This is a genomic window from Micromonospora sp. PRAS1 (assembly GCF_059553435.1).
This window is the reverse complement of record NZ_JCANNB010000033.1, coordinates 31,286-48,209: the sequence shown is the minus strand read 5'-3', so window position 1 is coordinate 48,209 and position 16,924 is coordinate 31,286. Positions and strand designations below refer to the sequence as shown.

17 protein-coding genes are annotated in these 16,924 nt (G+C 68.0%); 10 read left to right on the top strand and 7 right to left on the bottom strand.

Features of this window, described 5'->3' with window-relative positions; translation table 11 throughout:
* Positions 1 to 33 precede the first annotated feature (33 nt).
* Entirely contained in the window at positions 34 to 1,041 is a 1,008-nt protein-coding gene (locus AC507J_RS25165; RefSeq protein WP_496291671.1) for a zinc-dependent alcohol dehydrogenase family protein, read from the bottom strand.
* A 146-nt stretch (positions 1,042 to 1,187) separates the two neighbouring features.
* Between AC507J_RS25165 and AC507J_RS25160 the strand changes: the two genes are divergently transcribed.
* Positions 1,188 to 1,415: a hypothetical protein gene (locus tag AC507J_RS25160; protein ID WP_496291670.1), complete on the top strand. Its 228-nt coding sequence runs from the start codon at positions 1,188 to 1,190 to the stop codon at positions 1,413 to 1,415.
* A 292-nt stretch (positions 1,416 to 1,707) separates the two neighbouring features.
* On the opposite strand, the gene AC507J_RS25155 is transcribed toward AC507J_RS25160, so the two are convergent.
* Positions 1,708 to 1,833 (bottom strand): hypothetical protein, encoded by a 126-nt coding sequence (locus tag AC507J_RS25155; RefSeq protein WP_496291669.1) that lies wholly within the window; start codon positions 1,831 to 1,833, stop codon positions 1,708 to 1,710.
* Complete coding sequence (locus AC507J_RS25150) at positions 1,830 to 2,609, bottom strand: SDR family NAD(P)-dependent oxidoreductase (protein WP_496291668.1); 780 nt, start codon at positions 2,607 to 2,609, stop codon at positions 1,830 to 1,832. Before AC507J_RS25150 ends, AC507J_RS25155 begins: the two co-directional genes overlap by 4 nt.
* A 125-nt stretch (positions 2,610 to 2,734) precedes the next feature.
* Between AC507J_RS25150 and AC507J_RS25145 the strand changes: the two genes are divergently transcribed.
* Positions 2,735 to 3,415, top strand: a complete 681-nt coding sequence (locus AC507J_RS25145) for a TetR/AcrR family transcriptional regulator (protein WP_496291667.1) — start codon at positions 2,735 to 2,737, stop codon at positions 3,413 to 3,415.
* 237 nt (positions 3,416 to 3,652) lie between these two features.
* On the opposite strand, the gene AC507J_RS25140 is transcribed toward AC507J_RS25145, so the two are convergent.
* Positions 3,653 to 4,249 (bottom strand): TetR/AcrR family transcriptional regulator, encoded by a 597-nt coding sequence (locus AC507J_RS25140; protein ID WP_496291666.1) that lies wholly within the window; start codon positions 4,247 to 4,249, stop codon positions 3,653 to 3,655.
* A gap of 115 nt (positions 4,250 to 4,364) precedes the next feature.
* Between AC507J_RS25140 and AC507J_RS25135 the strand changes: the two genes are divergently transcribed.
* Both AC507J_RS25135 and AC507J_RS25130 read left to right on the top strand, forming a co-directional pair.
* Positions 4,365 to 5,174, top strand: coding sequence for an SDR family NAD(P)-dependent oxidoreductase (locus tag AC507J_RS25135; protein WP_496291665.1), 810 nt, complete (start codon positions 4,365 to 4,367; stop codon positions 5,172 to 5,174).
* A 323-nt stretch (positions 5,175 to 5,497) separates the two neighbouring features.
* The gene (locus AC507J_RS25130; protein ID WP_496291664.1) at positions 5,498 to 6,958 is read left to right on the top strand and encodes an SDR family NAD(P)-dependent oxidoreductase; all 1,461 of its coding nucleotides are present in this window, start codon (positions 5,498 to 5,500) and stop codon (positions 6,956 to 6,958) included.
* A 101-nt stretch (positions 6,959 to 7,059) separates the two neighbouring features.
* Here the strand turns inward: AC507J_RS25130 and AC507J_RS25125 are convergent, their stop codons facing one another.
* Genes AC507J_RS25125 through AC507J_RS25115 form a run of 3 tightly spaced genes read right to left on the bottom strand, consistent with a single transcriptional unit; the run spans position 7,060 to position 8,916 of the window.
* Positions 7,060 to 7,464: an arsenate reductase ArsC gene (locus tag AC507J_RS25125; protein WP_496291663.1), complete on the bottom strand. Its 405-nt coding sequence runs from the start codon at positions 7,462 to 7,464 to the stop codon at positions 7,060 to 7,062.
* The gene (locus AC507J_RS25120; protein ID WP_496291662.1) at positions 7,461 to 8,234 is read right to left on the bottom strand and encodes an aquaporin; all 774 of its coding nucleotides are present in this window, start codon (positions 8,232 to 8,234) and stop codon (positions 7,461 to 7,463) included. Before AC507J_RS25120 ends, AC507J_RS25125 begins: the two co-directional genes overlap by 4 nt.
* A complete protein-coding gene (locus AC507J_RS25115; protein WP_496291661.1) occupies positions 8,227 to 8,916 on the bottom strand; it encodes an arsenate reductase/protein-tyrosine-phosphatase family protein in 690 nt (229 codons plus the stop codon). The genes AC507J_RS25120 and AC507J_RS25115 overlap by 8 nt, the downstream gene beginning before the upstream one ends.
* Positions 8,917 to 9,219: 303 nt before the next feature.
* On the opposite strand from AC507J_RS25115, the gene AC507J_RS25110 reads away from it, so the two are divergent.
* The 6 genes from AC507J_RS25110 (at position 9,220) to phnC (ending at position 16,885) form a co-directional block, all read left to right on the top strand.
* On the top strand, positions 9,220 to 10,575 hold the full coding sequence (locus AC507J_RS25110) for an FAD-dependent oxidoreductase (protein WP_496291660.1): 1,356 nt from the start codon (positions 9,220 to 9,222) through the stop codon (positions 10,573 to 10,575).
* Positions 10,572 to 11,831, top strand: a complete 1,260-nt coding sequence (locus tag AC507J_RS25105) for an MFS transporter (protein WP_496291659.1) — start codon at positions 10,572 to 10,574, stop codon at positions 11,829 to 11,831. Before AC507J_RS25110 ends, AC507J_RS25105 begins: the two co-directional genes overlap by 4 nt.
* A gap of 369 nt (positions 11,832 to 12,200) precedes the next feature.
* The gene (locus tag AC507J_RS25100) at positions 12,201 to 13,184 is read left to right on the top strand and encodes a hypothetical protein (protein WP_496291658.1); all 984 of its coding nucleotides are present in this window, start codon (positions 12,201 to 12,203) and stop codon (positions 13,182 to 13,184) included.
* A gap of 214 nt (positions 13,185 to 13,398) precedes the next feature.
* Positions 13,399 to 14,304, top strand: a complete 906-nt coding sequence (phnD, locus tag AC507J_RS25095; RefSeq protein ID WP_496291657.1) for a phosphate/phosphite/phosphonate ABC transporter substrate-binding protein — start codon at positions 13,399 to 13,401, stop codon at positions 14,302 to 14,304.
* Positions 14,283 to 16,028 carry a phosphonate ABC transporter, permease protein PhnE gene (gene phnE, locus AC507J_RS25090; RefSeq protein WP_496291656.1) on the top strand — a complete coding sequence of 582 codons (1,746 nt, stop codon included), beginning with the start codon at positions 14,283 to 14,285 and terminating at the stop codon, positions 16,026 to 16,028. The genes phnD and phnE overlap by 22 nt, the downstream gene beginning before the upstream one ends.
* Positions 16,025 to 16,885: a phosphonate ABC transporter ATP-binding protein gene (phnC, locus tag AC507J_RS25085; RefSeq protein WP_496291655.1), complete on the top strand. Its 861-nt coding sequence runs from the start codon at positions 16,025 to 16,027 to the stop codon at positions 16,883 to 16,885. Before phnE ends, phnC begins: the two co-directional genes overlap by 4 nt.
* Positions 16,886 to 16,924 lie beyond the last annotated feature (39 nt).

The following is a 16,924-nucleotide window of genomic DNA, read 5'->3' as shown; positions in this document are numbered from 1 at the left end:
CGCGATCATCGCCCGGGTTCCGGCAGCGCTCCGCTACGAGATGCGAGGGGGAAGCGCAACAGTTTCGCCCGCCACATCGATCGCGATCTTGCCGCGCAGCGCATACGACCCCCTGTCCTCCAGGAGCCCATGAGCCTCGCCCACCCGAGCCAGCGGAAGAGTCGCGCCGACGACCGGCTTCACGAGACCGCGCTCGACAAGCGTGGTGAGCGCGTCCAGCTTTCCTCGGTTCTGCCGGGTGAAGACGAAGTGATAGGCGGCGTTCTTACCCCACGCCTCGATGAGGTTCTGCGGCTGCGCGATGTCGACGATGCTGACGACGCGTCCGGCGTCGGCGAGCGTCAGCGGGCTTCGGGTGAGCGTGTCGCCACCGATCGTGTCAAAGACGACATCAACCCCCTTGCCTTGCGTCAGCTCGGCCACAGCATCGACGTAGTCCGACGTAGCAGAGTCGATCGCCGCATCCGCTCCCAGAGAGCGCACGAACTCATGGTTGCCGGCCCTCGCAGTGGTGATCACGCGTGCGCCGATCGCCTTCGCGACCTGAATCGCGATCGTGCCGACACCACCCGTGCCCCCATGAATGAGGATCGTCTCCCCCACAGTGACCTGAGCTCGCGTCACGAGCGCCTCCCAGACCGTACCGCCGACCAGAGTCAGGCTCGCTGCCTCCAGATGACTGACGTTCTCCGGCTTACGGCCGACGAGGTCGACATCGGCGACATGCTGCTCGGCGTAGGAGCCAGGACCGCCGAAGATCCGCGGCGTGTAGTACACCGCATCGCCGGCACGGAACTCAGTCACGTGAGACCCGACCTCCTCGACGACGCCGGAGATGTCGTGCCCGATGATCGCCGGAAGCGGCACATGATCCACGTAGTCTCCGCGACGGATCTGAAAGTCGAGCGGGTTGACGGCGGTCGCATGGACACGCACCCGCACCTGGCGGGGCTCGACTCGCGGCACGGGGACGTCGCGCAACTCGAAAGCATCGACCCCGCCGAAACGGGCGAGCACGACGGCCTTCATCAGATCAGTCATATGGATATTCCTCATTGCGATTAGGAGTGCTCGACGCACCGGAACGGTCGGCTCTTTCTCAGTATCGCGCGCACGATCCGCACACTCCAGTGGCGACAATGCCAATATCCGCAAGGATAGTGACACGCCCGTCGCGATGCGCACGCATGCTCCTTCCCGGACGCCCGGGCGACGAGAAGGAACTCATCGCCATCATCGACGAACTTGGCGACCTGGTCACCACACCACGAGACGTCGACCCTGAACACAAACTGGAGACCTACCGCAACCTCGAGCTGAGCCTGACCTGCAACCCGGAAGCACAAACGGTGCGGGCAAGTGTTGCCCTTGCCACGCACCGTTGGGCCTCGGTTTGTGTCCGAGAATCGACATGAATCAATTATCAGCCCAGATTGGGCCTGATCGGCGTCATCCCGCTCGCCCTGCGATGCCTTTTCAGTGTTTCTGCCCGTTTGATCCGAACGCCGCCGACGGCACCTGCCACCAATCCGCCTCCACCGGCGATAGCGCTGCTGGCTGCGATGAGGAGCGGAACGCGCGGCAAGACCATTGCCGATACCTCCATGGGGGCCGGTAGGACGACGCTTATGGCGTGGCCCCGTGCTCAGGTATCCGGATCTGCCGCTTCAGGTTTGTTCATCGCCGGTTGTTATGCACAGTGATGCATCAGCCGTCGACCAGGCCGTTTACGAGCGCATCGCGGGGCCCGAAGTTGCGCAAGACCCACGGCCGGTGGATGGACCGGCACGCCGCCGCCCGCCGGGGCTCACCATGCTGGTCTGCGCGGTTCATGCGGCTTCCTTCTGCAGTGCGGGGCCGAGGAGCAGTCCCCCGTCGATGACATACTCGGCGCCGGTGATGAAGGTCGCGTGCGGCGATGCGAGAAACAACAGCAGCGCAGTGATGTCGGCGGGCTGTCCGAGTCGCGGGACGGCGAAGGGCTCGGGCGAGTAGAAGTCGGCGATCGGGGTGTCGCTGCCGGCTGCCGGCTCGGTAATGAACGGGGTGGCGACAACGCCGGGGTGGATTGCATTGACGCGGATGTTGTCGCGGCCCAACTCAAGGGCAGCAGTCTGAGTGAGCCCTCGAACCGCCCACTTGCTGGCGACATAGGGCGCGTAGAAGGCAGTACCGCCGATGCCCATGGTGGAGCCGATGTTGATGATCGTTCCTCCTCCCGCGCGCCGCAGTGCCGGTGCGGCTGCCTTGATACCGAGGAAAGTGCCGGTGAGATTGATGTCGAGGATGCGAGCCCACGTGGCCTGGTTGGTGGACTCGATGAGGGCCGGCGGGTTCTGCACCCCGGCGTTGTTGACCAGGATCGTGAGCGCGCCGAAGGCCTTCTCGGTCTCCACGACGGCGGCGACCCACGACTCCTCCTGGGAGACGTCGAGGCGGACGAAACGCGCCCGATCTCCCAACTCGGCGGCGAGGCCAGCCCCACGCTCGGCGTTTGTGGCGCCGATGACGACGTTGGCGCCTTCGGCATGGAAGGCGCGAACGTGGCTGGCCCCCTGCCCACCAGTGCCACCGGTGACGAGAACGGTCTGATCGGCGAAGCGGGACATCGGATCCTCCGAGTACGTACCAGGGACGACACCCGAGAGCGGGTGGCGAGTCGAGCGACTCACCTTGCCGAGGCTACGTCCCCTCGGATGGTGAGTCAACCCACTCGCCTCGCTATGATGGACGCATGACCCCAGTGCCGTCGGCCTATCACCAGCGCGTGGCGGAGGAGAAGCGCGCGCTCATCGTGCAGGCCGCTACCGAGCTCTTCCTCGAATTGGGCTACGACCGGACGTCACTGGCGCGTGTTGCCGACAGTGCCGGCGTGTCAAAAGCAACGCTGTTCAAGCAGTTTCCGACAAAGGCAGCATTGTTCGATGCCATCGTCATCGACTCGTGGGCCGAGCACGACGTCGCCGACGTGCCGCCCGCCGGCGACCTGACGGCCGGCCTGACGGTTCTCGGACGGCGCTACGCGACACTGCTGCGCCAGCCGAAGATGACCGACCTGTTTCGCATCGTCATCGCCGAACTGCCACGCTTTCCCGAACTGGCCAAGGCACACTTCACACAGGGCAAACTGCCGTACTTCGAGATCGTCCGGATCTACCTCCTGGCCGAGCACGACGCGGGAGCCGCAGACATCGCCGACCCGGAGATGGCCGCCACGCAGTTCCTCGGAATGATCTCCAACTACCTGTTCTGGCCGAACCTCTTGCTCCCGGGCTGGACGGTGCCCCCTGACCGCACCACCGCGGTGGTGGAAGAAGCCGTCCGAACCATGGTTGCCCGGTACGGCACCGATGCTCCTCACCGGGCCCGCGAGGTCATTACCGCATCTGCTGCAGAAAACGCGCAGGGTCGCTGAGAAGTCGCGGCGTCGGCGAACTTGATGGCGTGTGGTCCGGCGGAGTCCACCGCCGTGTCGCATGACCTCCAGCCATCGCGCTTGCCGGTGTCGAGCAACTGACGCGCAAGCCGGCCGGGTGGGACGATCTCGTCGATCCAGTGGAGAAGGTCGTCGGAGAGCGCGACGTCGACGCCTTCGAGCGGGCCGGCGAGCTGCTCCAGCGTGCGCGCGCCGAGCAGCGCCGACGCGGTGCGGTCAGGTGGCGTCCCGCAGCGAGTCGAAGGCGGCAGTCAGCAGGTCGCGGAGGGGGACCGTACCCTTCCGTCGGGTCCACGTCTCCCCGGCGACGTCCAGGCAGGCGACCGCGCCGGCGATGACGGCGGTGGCCCGCAGGGTGGTCAGGTCGTCGTCGGGATCGCCGCCGAGCCGCCGCGCGACCTCGGGAATCAGGTCGGTCTGCCACTGTAGGTGCTTCTCGACGCTGCGGGCGCGCAGCGACGGCGTGCCGTACATCATCTCCGAGACCTTGAGCAACCGTTCCCGGTCGACGCCGGGGTCCTCGGCGAGGGCCACCATCGTGTTCAGCAGCGCGGTCCAGAGGGGTTCGTCGTCGGGCCGCGCGGCCAGCACGGTTCGGGCCCGGCGCCCTTCATCGGCCAACCGGCCCAGGACGATGTCCTCCTTGGTGCCGAAGTAGCGCAGGACCGAGCGACGGGAGACACCCGAGGCGGCGGCGATGTCGTCGAAGGTGGTCGCCTCGAATCCCTTGGCCAGGAACAGCTCCATCGCGACCTCGGTGATCTCCGCGATCGCCGTACGCCGGGTGCGGCTCCACAGACCCTCACTGCTCATGCTCTCGCCTCCTCTGCACGAGTCTAGCCACCATGACCCCAGATGCCTATTTGACACTCGGTGTCAGAAGGTCATACGGTGTCACTACACCACGACTGCTTGGGGAAGGCCCTTCATGAACGCCATCGACTACCGCAGCCAGACCGTCCTCGTCACTGGTGCCAGCGCCGGCATCGGCGCCGAATTCGCCCGCCAACTCGCCGCCCGGGGCGCGAACGTGGTGCTCGTCGCCCGCCGCCAGGAACGGCTCACCGCCCTCGCCACCGAACTCGCCACCCGATACCGGATCGAGGCCACCGCCCTCGCCCTGGACCTCACCACGCCCGACATCGGTGGCGTCCTCGACCGGGAACTGCACCGTCGGGGCATCGAAATCACCAGCATCGTGAACAACGCCGGCTTCGGCACCCACGGCCTGTTCCACACCGAGGATCCGGACCGCCTTGCCGCCGAGATCGCCCTCAACGTCACAAGCGTCGTGCAGATCAGCCGCACCTTCATCGAACGACTCCGCCGCCGCGGGGACGGCTTCCTGGTCAACGTGGCCAGCGTGGCTGCCTACCAGCCCGACCCCACCATGGCCGTGTACGGCGCCACCAAGGCGTTCGTCCTCAGCTTCACCGAGGCCCTGTGGTACGAGTCGCGCAACACCGGACTACGCGTAATGACCCTGCTGCCCGGGGCCACTGAGACCGAGTTCTTCGACGTCGCCGGCGAGGCTGCCGACGGCGGCACTCGACGGATGCCCGCCACCAAGGTGGTGAGCACCGCCCTGGCCGCCCTCGACCGTCGCAACCCGCCGCCCAGCGTCGTGGCCGGCTGGGGCAACCGGATCGCCACCGAGGTCTTCGGTCGACTGCTCAGCCGCCGCCAGGCCACCGTGCTCGCGGGACTCCTGATGCGCAACTCCGTACCGGCCGCCTGAGCCCTCTCACGATGGTGCCACCCGCCGAGGACCCAACCGGATGGGGCCATGCTCCCTGCAGTCCCCCGCTCGACCGGACACCCCTGAATCCAGACTGGCCTTTACCGCGGCTGATCCGGTGGCCAATGGCGGCTGCCGCCTCGGGGCTGGGGGTGCCTGACCCTCACAGGGTGCGGCCGGTCCTCGTTTGACCTCTAATGGCCTTCGGGCTGGTGAACAGGCGCGGGGATGCGTCGGAGGCCGTGCGGTGCGTACAGTTCCGGGTCGGACTTGGGGTGGGCCGGATAGATCCGGCGCAGGGAACGGAACGAGACAGCGACGGCATGGCAGCGGACAACATAGCGGAAACCGGGCAATACCGCATTGACCCGGCCCGGCTGGAGACCTGTCTCAGCGTCTTTGAGGCGTTGGAGGACCTGCCTCCCGATCACCCCGACGTGGTACGGGTACAGCGGGCCACCGCGAGGCTCTACAAAATGATCAAGCAGCGGCGACGCGAGGAACGGCGGGATGCCATCGCGGCGGCCGACCGCGCGGTGACGGCGGCCACCGCCACCGGCGCCCCGGACCGCATCGACGATGAGACCCAGGGCAACCCGCTCGTCTCCCCCACCGTGGGTGCCACGGCCGGCGTCCTGCACAAGCCGCGCGGCTGCTACATCTGCAAGCAGCGCTACCGCGATGTGGACGCCTTCTACCATCAACTCTGCCCGCCCTGCGCCGCACTGAACCGGGAGCGCCGGAACGCCCGCACCGACCTGACCGGCCGGCGCGCGCTGCTCACCGGCGGCCGGGCGAAGATCGGCATGTACATCGCGCTGCGGCTACTGCGCGACGGCGCGCACACCACGGTGACCACACGGTTTCCCCACGACGCGGTCCGCCGATTCGCCGCTATGTCCGACAGCGGGGAGTGGCTCCACCGCCTGCGGATCGTCGGGATCGACCTGCGTGACCCCGCCCAGGTAATCGCCCTCGCTGACTCGGTCAGCAGCCAGGGACCACTCGACATTTTGATCAACAACGCGGCGCAGACCGTCCGCCGCACGCCTGCGGCGTACGCGCAACTCGTCGCCGCAGAGGCGGCGGCCCTGCCGGACGGCCCGCTGCCAGAGATGATCACGTTCGCCAAACCGGCCGGCCGAGGCGACCCGGCAAGCAGCCTGATCGCCCCACTGAACTCGCCCACCATCACCCCGCACACGCTCACCGCGTTGGCGCTGACCAGCGGCTCCGCCTCGCCGGAACGGATCGCGACAGCCAGCGCCATCGACGCCGGCGGTCTGGTGCCGGACCTCGACCCAGTCAACAGCTGGGTGCAGCGGGTGCACGAGGTGGACCCGGTCGAACTGCTCGAAGTGCAGCTTTGCAACGTGACCGCGCCGTTCGTGCTGGTCAGCCGACTGCGACCGGCGATGGCCGCAGCGACCGCCCGCCGCAAGTACGTGGTGAACGTGTCGGCGATGGAGGGCCAGTTCGCCCGCGGCTACAAGGGGCCAGGGCACCCACACACCAACATGGCCAAGGCCGCGCTAAACATGCTGACCCGGACCAGCGCCCAGGAGATGCTGGCCGACGGAATCCTCATGACCAGCGTCGACACCGGCTGGATCACCGACGAGCGGCCTCACCCGACGAAGATGCGGCTGGCGGACGCCGGCTTCCACGCCCCGCTGGACCTGGTCGACGGCGCGGCCCGGGTCTACGACCCGATCGTCCGCGGCGAACAGGGCGAAGACCTGCACGGCTGCTTCCTCAAGGACTACACACCCTGCGCCTGGTGATCGGTGCTGCCCTGCCGAAGCATCTGGGGCCAAAGCGCGGCCGACCCCCGTCGGGTTCGAGTTCGTCCGCCCGCCGTCGACCCCGAGGTCTACCGCCTGCGTCACGCCGTGGAACCGAGTTCTTCGAGGAGTTGTTCGACGCGTGCTCGGATCTGGTCGCGAATCACACGGACGGCTTCGATGCCCTGTCCGGCCGGATCGTCGAGTTGCCAGTCGAGGTACCGCTTTCCGGGGAAGGAGGGGCAGACGTCGCCGCAGCCCATCGTGATCAGGACGTCGGAGGATTCGGCGGTGGCGTAGTCGAGTTGGCGTGGCTGGTTGGCGGTGATGTCGATGCCGACCTCCCGCATGGCTGTAACAGCTGCGGGATTGATCTGGTTGGCGGGCTGGCTGCCGGCGGAGCGGACCTCGACGGTGTCGCCTGCCAGGTGGCGTAGCCACCCGGCGGCCATCTGGGAGCGTCCGGCGTTGTGTACGCAGACGAACAGGACACTGGGCTTGGTCATGTTCCTTCCTTTCTGGTGCCAGGAGACGCGGACATGCTCGCGGCCGCGGTCGGGGTGGGTGGTGGGATGACCGGTGGTCGGGCGACGGGATACAGGGCGACGGTCAGGGCGGTCCCGGCGATCAGCCCGGCGAGTTGGGCGGCGAGGAAGCCGGGGACCGACGCGGGGTTGATGCCGGCAAACGTGTCAGTGAAGACGCGGCCAACCGTGACGGCGGGGTTGGCGAAGGATGTCGATGAGGTGAACCAGACCGCGGCACCGATGTACGCGCCGACGGCTGCGGGTACGAGAGCCGGTCGGCCGGTCCTGGTCAAGGCGAAGACGAGAAGGATCAGGCCACTCGTGGCGACGGTCTCGCCGAGCCACAGATGCGACCCAGCGCGGGTGTTGGTGGAGATGTCGACGGCGGGCAGCGCGAACATCAGGTTGGCCAGGACCGACCCCGTGATCGCACCGAGGGTCTGGGCGGTCACATACCCTGCCAGGTTGCCAGCACTCAGGCCGACTGTCATGCCTCGACCGAGGAACCAGTCCGCGAGGGAGACGACGGGGTTGAGGTGGGCGCCGGAGACCGGGCCGAAGATCAGGACAAGAGCACCGAGCACGAAGGCGGTGGCGATGGAGTTCGCGAGCAGGTGTAGGCCGTTGTCCTCGGGCGAGAGGCTGGTTGCCATTACACCGGAACCGACAACGGCAGTGACCAGGAGTGCAGTGCCGACGAACTCCGCGAGGATTCGCCGCCAGGGGCAATCAGGGCCCAATTCAGCCATCCCGGGCTCCGTGCGGCAGGGCGGGTGCGAGGCGGTCGATGCGGCTGGCCAGTTCGAGATAGGACGCCTCGAAGGCGGAATCGCTGTCGGCGCGCGCCGGGTCTGGCACTGACCAGTGCAGGTGGGGTGCCAGGGTGTCGGTGAGTTGTTCGTAGGCACTGTCGCAGACTGCGACAATAAGGTCACCTTGGGTGCATATGTCGGTGATGTTCGCCGTCTCGGTCGGGTTGATGGTCAGGCCGTGGCGGCGTACGACCCGAAGCGCTCGGGGATGCACCCTGGGTGCCGGGTCGGTGCCGGCGGAGGTGGCGGGGATGCGCTCTGGTCGGGCCCAGATAGCGGCCGCGATCTGCGATCGAGCCGAGTTGCGGGTGCAAACGAAGACGACGCGCGCGATGTCCGGCAGCGGCGGCGGGGCCAGGCCGATCAGAGCATCGGGGTTGAGCCGGACGTAGGTCCGACGCCGGTCCCCTTCGGATCGGCCGCGGGTGACGAGTCCGGCGTCCCGCAGCACGTTGAGGTGGTGGGCGACCAGGTTGGTGGGCAGATCGAGGGCGCGGGCAAGCTCGCCGGGTGAGGCATCACCCAGGGCCAAGGCGTCCGCGATCGCCAACCGGGCCGGGTCCCCCAACGCGGCATGGACACGGGCCCGCCGAAGCAAGGATGCTCGCTCAAACTTCATTGACTCAATGCTGGTTGAGTAGGCATCGTCCGGTCAAGAGTGGCGGGGATGGTGACGGCTGACGGGCACCCCCTTGCGGGACTCCTGCTTCGACATGGACCTAGGTTGACAGTTGTCGAATCAGCGTGCAACCCTCTGATTCGAGACTTTTCGATACAACAGTTGGCGCGGCGCGAGTCGCGTGACCCGAGGTGACCTGGAGCTGAACACCTCAGGCATGCCGCCACTCGGAAGGCGATACAGGCGGTAATAGGGTCATAGCAGGCAGACTTGATTCGAAGATCTTGAAGGCAAGGAGTTGTGGTGAGTAACCAGCTGGACAACCTTCCGGTGGTAGTGATCGGCGCAGGTCCGGTCGGCCTTGCCGCCGCCGCGTATCTGCACGAGCGTGGACGGGCGTTCGTCGTTGTCGAAGCCGGCACGGGGCCGGGTGCCGCGGTGGCGCAGTGGGGGCATGTGCGCCTGTTCTCACCATGGCGGTACAACATCGACCAGGCCGCCGCCCGGCTGCTGCACGCGGCGGGCTGGAGCGAGCCGGATCTTGATGTGCTGCCCACCGGCGGTGAACTCGTCAACGACTATCTCGCGCCGCTGGCGGCGCTGCCCGACCTGGCGCCGCACATTCGCTACGACGCTCGGGTCGTGGCGATCGGGCGGGCCGACGTCGACCGGGTCATCACCGCCGGCCGTGAGGCCCAGCCGTTCGTGGTGCGGTTGCACACCGGCGAGGAGTTGGCGGCAGCGGCCATCATCGACGCGTCCGGGACCTGGGCAACTCCGAACGTGCTCGGCGCCAACGGGCTGCCGGCACACGGGGAAGACCGGGCGAGTTCGGTGATCAGCTCGGCCCTGCCGGATGTCCTCGGCGCTGACCGCGCGGCCTACGCGGGACGACACACCATCGTCGTCGGTGCCGGGCACTCGGCGGCCAACACGCTGCTGGCCCTTGCCGAGTTGGCCGATCAGGTTCCCGGAACGCGGATCACCTGGGCCACCCGCGGTGGCTCCATCGACCGGGCGGTCCGCGGCGGCGACGCGGACGGCCTGCCCGGCCGTGGTGCGCTCGGTGCCGGTGTCAAGCTGCTCGTCGACACCGGCCGCGTCGAGCTTGTCACGAGGTTCGCCGTACGGCAGGTCGCCGTGACCGACGGCCACGTGCAGTTGCACGCCGCCGACGGCCGCAACCTCTCCGGCGACCGGGTCGTCTCCGCGACCGGCTTCCGGCCCGATCACCGTGTCGCCGACGAGCTGCGCCTCGATCTCGACCCGGCTCTTGGTTGCACTCGGACCCTCGCTCCCCTCATCGATCCCAACCAGCACTCCTGCGGTTCGGTCCGGCCACACGGCGCCGATGAACTCGCCCATCCCGAAGCCGGATACTTCATCGTCGGCATGAAGTCCTACGGGCGGGCACCGACCTTCCTCATGGCCACCGGCTACGAACAGGTCCGATCGGTCACTGCCGCGCTGGTCGGGGACTGGGCAGCCGCGCGCGACGTCCAGTTGCAGTTGCCCGAAACCGGGGTCTGTTCGGCCACGGCGGGATATCAGGCCATGCTGGATGACGCGGCCGGCCGCGACGCCACCATCTCAGGACAATCGCGCCCGGAGTTGACCCTGGTCAACGCCGCGCCGGCGGGTGGCGGCTGCTGCGGGTGAGCACCACCGGCGCGAAGGTCCCCGCCGGCACGACAACTGGCGGGGACTCCCGGCGGTCGGGCACGGCCATGATCGCCGGGCTCGCCGTCACGCAGACCGTTGGCTACGGCACTCTCTACTACGCGTTCGCCGTACTTCACCCGACGATGGCGGCGGACCTCGGCGCCAGCACGAGCATCGCGACCGGCGCGCTGACCGCAAACGTGCTCACCGGCGCGGTCCTGGCTCTCCCGGTCGGTTGGTGGCTGGACCGGCGCGGCGGCCGTGCGTTGATGACCACGGGTTCTGCCGCCGGGGCGCTTCTCCTGGTCGCCTGGGCACAGGTGGACAGCGTCGCCGGCCTGTACGCGGTCCAGGTCGGCATCGGGGCGGCCACCGCCGCCAGCCTCTACGAGGCGGCGTTCGCGGTCACCATCGCCTGGCTCAGCCCGGCGCGCCGGGCGGGTGCTCTGCTGGCCATCACCGTCGTCGCGGGTTTCGCCAGCACGATCTTCCTTCCGCTGACCGGCTGGCTCGTCGACCGGCACGGGTGGCGGAGTGCACTGCTCATCCTGGCCGTTGTGCAGGCTCTGACCATTCCGGCCCATGCGCTGCTCGTACGCAGGCCCGCGACCTGGTCCCGCTCAGCAGGGGAGGACGTTGGCGGGCGGCCCCACTCATCCGCCGTGCGATTCCGGTTCATTCTCACCGACCGTGGCTTCTGGCTTCTGGCCGTCGGGTTCACTCTGCACACCGCCGCGGTCAGTGCATTCACGGTGCACATCGTTGCCGCCCTGGTCGCCTGGGGACATCGACCGACGCTCGCCGCTACGATCGCCGGGCTTCTCGGCGTGCTGTCGGTGGCCGGTCGACTTGTCACCGTCGGCCTGCAGCGGCGCTACCGCACCACCGCCATCACCGCTGGCATATTCGGTGTGCAGGCCGCAGCCGCAGCGCTGCTACCCGTTGTCGGCACCGCCACGGCCGGAGCCGTCGGCGGCGTGATCGGCTTCGGCCTGGGGTTCGGGGTCGCCACCATCGCCAGGCCCATTCTCATTGCCGAGCGCTACGACACGGCCCGCTACGCCACCATGGCGGGGCTACTCGTGGCACCGGCGACATTGGCCAAGGCGAGTGGGCCCCTGGCAGCCGCGACGATCCAGTCCTCCGCCGGTAGCTACCCGCCGGTTCTCGCGGCAATCGCCGTCTGCTGCGCGTTCGCCGCGATCACCATCGCTCTCGCCGGCACCTCGCACGTCACGCGGCCGGCACGTTAGCCGCGCGGGCCAGGGCGCCGGTCAGGTCGTCGCCGCTGGGCGCTCGCCCGATCGTTTCGCGGTTGCGGGGCGGCGCCGTGATGTCGGGTGCGCGACTGCCGCCGTTTCGGTGGGCGATCCGGTGGCAGGTAGCAAGGCTTGAATCCGCTTCCAGTGGCCGGAAATGTCAGATCAAAAGCGGTGACAACGGGCTTTGCGTGCCGCTGCGGAATGAGGGCCACGACCGATGGCCGGGATCTGTCTCCGGGACCCTCTTGCCGGCACCTAGGGACGTCGATAACATCGCACCAGCTCGTTAACATAAGTAATTCTTGATAACGAACACACTTGTCAGTGCGTCGCATGGCAAAGGTGCACGGGGAGGCGGCCATGCTCTTCGACCAGGCACTTCTCGAACCAGAGCTGGAGTACCTCGTACGCCGCCAGTTGCTGTCCCGTCGCGAGCCCGACCAGTTACTCATGCTCGTAGGGGAAGGGTTCGAGTTCGCGGCAGCGGTTTCCCTCGCAGAATCCGTCCACATACACGTCAAACTCGACGACTTGTCCGACCTGCCGCACGACGAGTTACGGGCTCGCGGCCATCTGGAGCGGTGGAAGGCACCCGGTTACGTCAAGTACCGGCTACCGGGGAACCTGAATGTCGTCTTTTCATCGTTTCCCATCGCCCAGGACGACCTGATCAAGGGGGCTGTCACGCTCCCCCGACCGTTCGTCGATCACTTCGGCGTCGATATGCGCCACGAGAACGACCTGACCCGACGCCGATTCGATGATCTCCCGTCGATCGCCTCGGCCGCCCGGTGGCGCGGGGTGCGGCAGGGCGGCCCGGGCCGCCCGGTCTACGGTGCCCACACTCAGGTCGCCGAGAAGTACTGGGTCTACGGACCGGGAGGCGCTGACGACTGGCGACGGCCGACGGAGTTCGCCTACGGCCAGCTATTGATCGACGAGGACTATCTCGGATGCGACCACCGTCCCATCGACCCGGCACACCCGATGGCCACCATGGCGCTGCCGTGGGAGGAAAGCCGCCGCGCGAGCCTCGGCGACGACGCGAAGGGCATTGTCGTCTATGTCAAGTCTGACGACGAGGCACGGGCGACGCGGGCCGTCTTCGAGGCGCTCGACGAGCCGCCCGGCGACCGGTTGCGCGTACGCATGCTGTCCAACGACCGCCCGGAGGAGTTCCCCGACGTGGTTGTCGCCCTGTGGCGACTCAAGGAGTCCTGTCCGCTGCCGCTGACGGTGGTGGACGGCTATCCGGTCGTCACGCAGCGGCCGCCCACCCCTGCGGAGGCCGTTCGCATCACCAGCGAGGAGACCACTGCACCCGCGCCGGGTGTCTTCGGCTAGCTGGCCACGATCCGAGCGCGGTCCGGCGACACGGAGCAGCACCCTTCGACCTGGCGGGTTTGGCCGACAGCGCGTCGCCGCGCGGGCGGCGACAACCCCATCTTGCCGTTTGCCAGCAACGCTGATCGCTGCCCGAGGCGGGTGGCATCACCATGACAGGGGGATCTCTGCAGTGAGAATATCGCGTACCAGAAGCGTCCGGCTGTGGTCAGTCGTGACCGTGATCGTCCTCGCCGTCGCCGGTTGTGGCGGTGGTGGAGACGACAGACCCGGCACGGACGCCAACGGCTGGCCAAGCAAGATCGTCTTCGCGGCGACGCCCAGCGGCGAGGCGCGCACGTTCGACGACGACTACGGTCCCTTCGTCCGGGCCTTGTCACGCGATGTCGGCATCAAGATCGAGACGTTCCAGGCCGCTGACTACGCCGGCGTCATCGAGGGCATGATCGCCGGGACCGTCGACATCGCGCAGCTCGGCGCGTTCTCCTACGCGCTCGCCGTGCAGAACGGCGCGAAGATTGAGCCGTCGGGCGTACGGATCCACGCGAAGGGCGACCAGGCCGGCTATGTCATCTACGGCATGGTGCCGTCGTCGAGTGCCATCACCGGCTTCGCCGATTTCCGGGGCAAAACCGTATGTTTCCCCGACCCGGCCTCCACCACCACGCTGGTTCCGCTCTTCGAGTTCCACAAGGCGGGCATGACCGTCGACGAGGATTTCACCCGGTTGACGGTGCCCGCCGGCGCCACCATTCCGCGCACCGTCAAGCGCGGCGACTGCGAGGTCGGACTCGCCTCCGAGGCCCAGTTGGAATCGGCCATCCGGCAGAACGATGTCGGGAAGAACGATCTCAAGGTCGTCTGGGAGGTACGCGCTCCCGGGTCGCCGCTGGCGACCCGCACCGACCTGCCGCAGGACCTACGCGACAAGATCAAGGAGGCGACCAGTCGGATCAACGCCGAGTACCTCGAGCGGGAGGGCTTCTGCTCCGGTGACGCCTGCCTGATCAGCGCCAGCGGTGACTACGGCTTCATCCCGGTCGACGATGGTTACTACCAGGTGGTCTGGGATGCCTGCGAGGCCACCCGGATCGAGGCGTGCGGACCGATCGGAAGCTAGGCCAGACGGTGCGCGCCCCCACCAACAGCCCCGAGCGGCCAGACGCCGCGGCGCCCGACTCCCCAGGGTCACCGGCGGCAGGCACGCCACGCGATCTGCGTCCGCCGTGGACCCGAAACCGCCTCGTCGGCCTGGTGGCCGCCGTCGGGGCGCTCCTCGCGATCGTGATCAGCATCCGGCAGGTCGGCGTCGACCCGCAGCGGCTCGTCGACGGCTGGGCGGACATGGGCAACCTGCTCAGCCGGATGCTGCCGGTCGAGATGCCAGAGCCGTCCCGGGTCGCCGGTCCCATCCTCGACACCCTGATGATGGCCGTCGCCGGCACGGCACTCGCCCTGCTGCTGTCGGTGCCGCTGGCGTTTCTGGCCGCCGCCAACACCGCACCCTCGCCGGCGGTGCGGGCGGTCGCCCGGGCGATCATCCTCGGTGCCCGGTCGATACCCGACCTGGTGTACGCGCTGATCTTCGTGCGGGTACTCGGCGTCGGCGTGCTGCCGGGTGTGATCGCCGTTGCCATCTACTCCACCGGAATGATGGGCAAGCTGTTCGCCGACGCGATCGAAGAGGTCGACGACGGCGTGCACCAGGCCGTCGCGACCGTCGGCGCCAGCCGGTTGCAGGCCCTCATGACCGGAGTGGTGCCACAGGTCATGCCGTCGTTCGTCGCCACGACCCTGTACCGGCTGGACATGAACGTCGCTGCCTCCGCGGTGCTCGGCTTCGTCGGTGCCGGCGGCATCGGCTTCGAGCTGTACAACACGCTGCGCACTCTGCAATACCAACGCGGCCTGGGCCTGGCCCTGATCATCATCGCGCTGGTCGTCATCGTCGAACGCATATCCGCGGCGATCCGGGCGAGCATTCTCTCCCACGAACAGGCGACCCGCGGACGCCGACGGCCCCGCCTGTCCCGGCGCACCCGACCGGTCCCCGAATCGGCCCGCCGGCTCAGCCCACCGTGGACGCGCACCCGCCTCGCGCGACAGTTCGCGGTCATGTCCGCCGCCGCGTTGGCCGTCGCCAGTTTCGTGGGACTCGACATCAGCCCGATGGCGCTGGTGCGGGCGATCCCGGAACTGATCGGCAGTGTCGGAACCTTCCTGCCCCCGGACTTCCACTCGGTCCGCGACCACCTCGCCCCGGCCATCGTCGAAACGTTGACGATCGCCGTGTGCGCCACCGCGCTGGCCACCGCGCTGAGCCTGCCCATAGCGTTTCTCGCCGCGCGTCCGGTCGCTCCGCACCCAGTCGTCTACCACCTCGCCCGGCTGGTCATTGTGCTGTCCCGGGGCCTGCCCCCGCTCGTGCTCGCCCTGATCTTCGTCTCCGCGTTCGGCCTCGGACCGTTCGCCGGGGTGATCGCCCTCGGTCTCGGGTCGATCGGATTGACTGCGAAGCTGATGGCGGACGCGATCGAGCACCTCGACCCGGGCCCTCGGCAGGCACTGCGATCGGTCGGCGCGACTCGGGTGCAACAGGCCACCACTGGTGTCGTACCGCAGGTCGCGCCATCTTTCGTGGCCACGACGCTGTTCACACTCGACAGCACCATCCGCTCGTCGACCATCGTCGGCATCGTCGGCGCCGGTGGGATCGGCTTCATCACGTACCAGTCGGTGCACACGCTGCAGTTCCCGACCACGGCCGCGGTGCTGATCGTCATCTTCGTCACGGTCTTCGCCGTCGAACGCTTCTCCGACATGATCAGGAAGAGGATCCTGTGACCCGGTCCGAATCTCCCGACGGCCAGCCGGCACCGGTCGTGCGCGTCGCGCACCTGAGCAAGCGGTTCGGCGAGCACAGCGCGCTCGACGATGTCTCCTTCGAGCTACCGCGGGGGCAGTTCCTGGCGGTGATCGGTTTGTCCGGGTCCGGCAAGTCGACCCTGCTGCGGTTGCTCAACGGCCTGCACGCCCCCAGCACCGGCGACATCGACGTCCTCGGCGTCGATGTCGTGCATGCCCGCGCCCGGGCCATCCGTCAGCTGCGTTGCCAGGTCGGATTCATCTTCCAGCAGTTCAACCTGGTCGGCCGGCTCAGCTGCATGGAGAATGTGCTCTCCGGAGCGCTCGGCCGGCTACGAGGCCCACGGCTGGGCGTGGTCAGCTACTCCAAGGCGCTGCGACGATGCGCACTCGACCATCTCGACCGGGTCGGGTTGGGACACAAGGCGTTCCAGCGCGCGGACACCCTCTCCGGCGGGGAACAGCAGCGCGTCGCGATCGCACGGAGCCTGATGCAACAGCCCCAACTGCTGCTCGCCGACGAGCCGGTGGCCTCCCTCGACCCGGAGTCGTCCGGGCAGGTGATGGAGGTGCTGCGACGCATCTGTGTCGAGGAGCATCTCACCGTCATCTGCAGCCTTCACCAGGTCGACATGGCGTTGGGTTGGGCCCACCGCGTCATCGGACTACGCGCGGGCCGCACGGTTCTCGACCGGCCGACCGGCGAGCTGACCAGGCATCAACTGATGCAGGTCTACCGACGTGACGGTGACCAGGCAGGGCCTGAGCGCCCGGAACAGCCCGAGGATCCGGCGTCACTGGCCGCTGTGTCCACCGCACCGCCACTCGCCCAGTAACACCCCACCGCCCGATTGCTGCGACGTCGGGCCATCGCC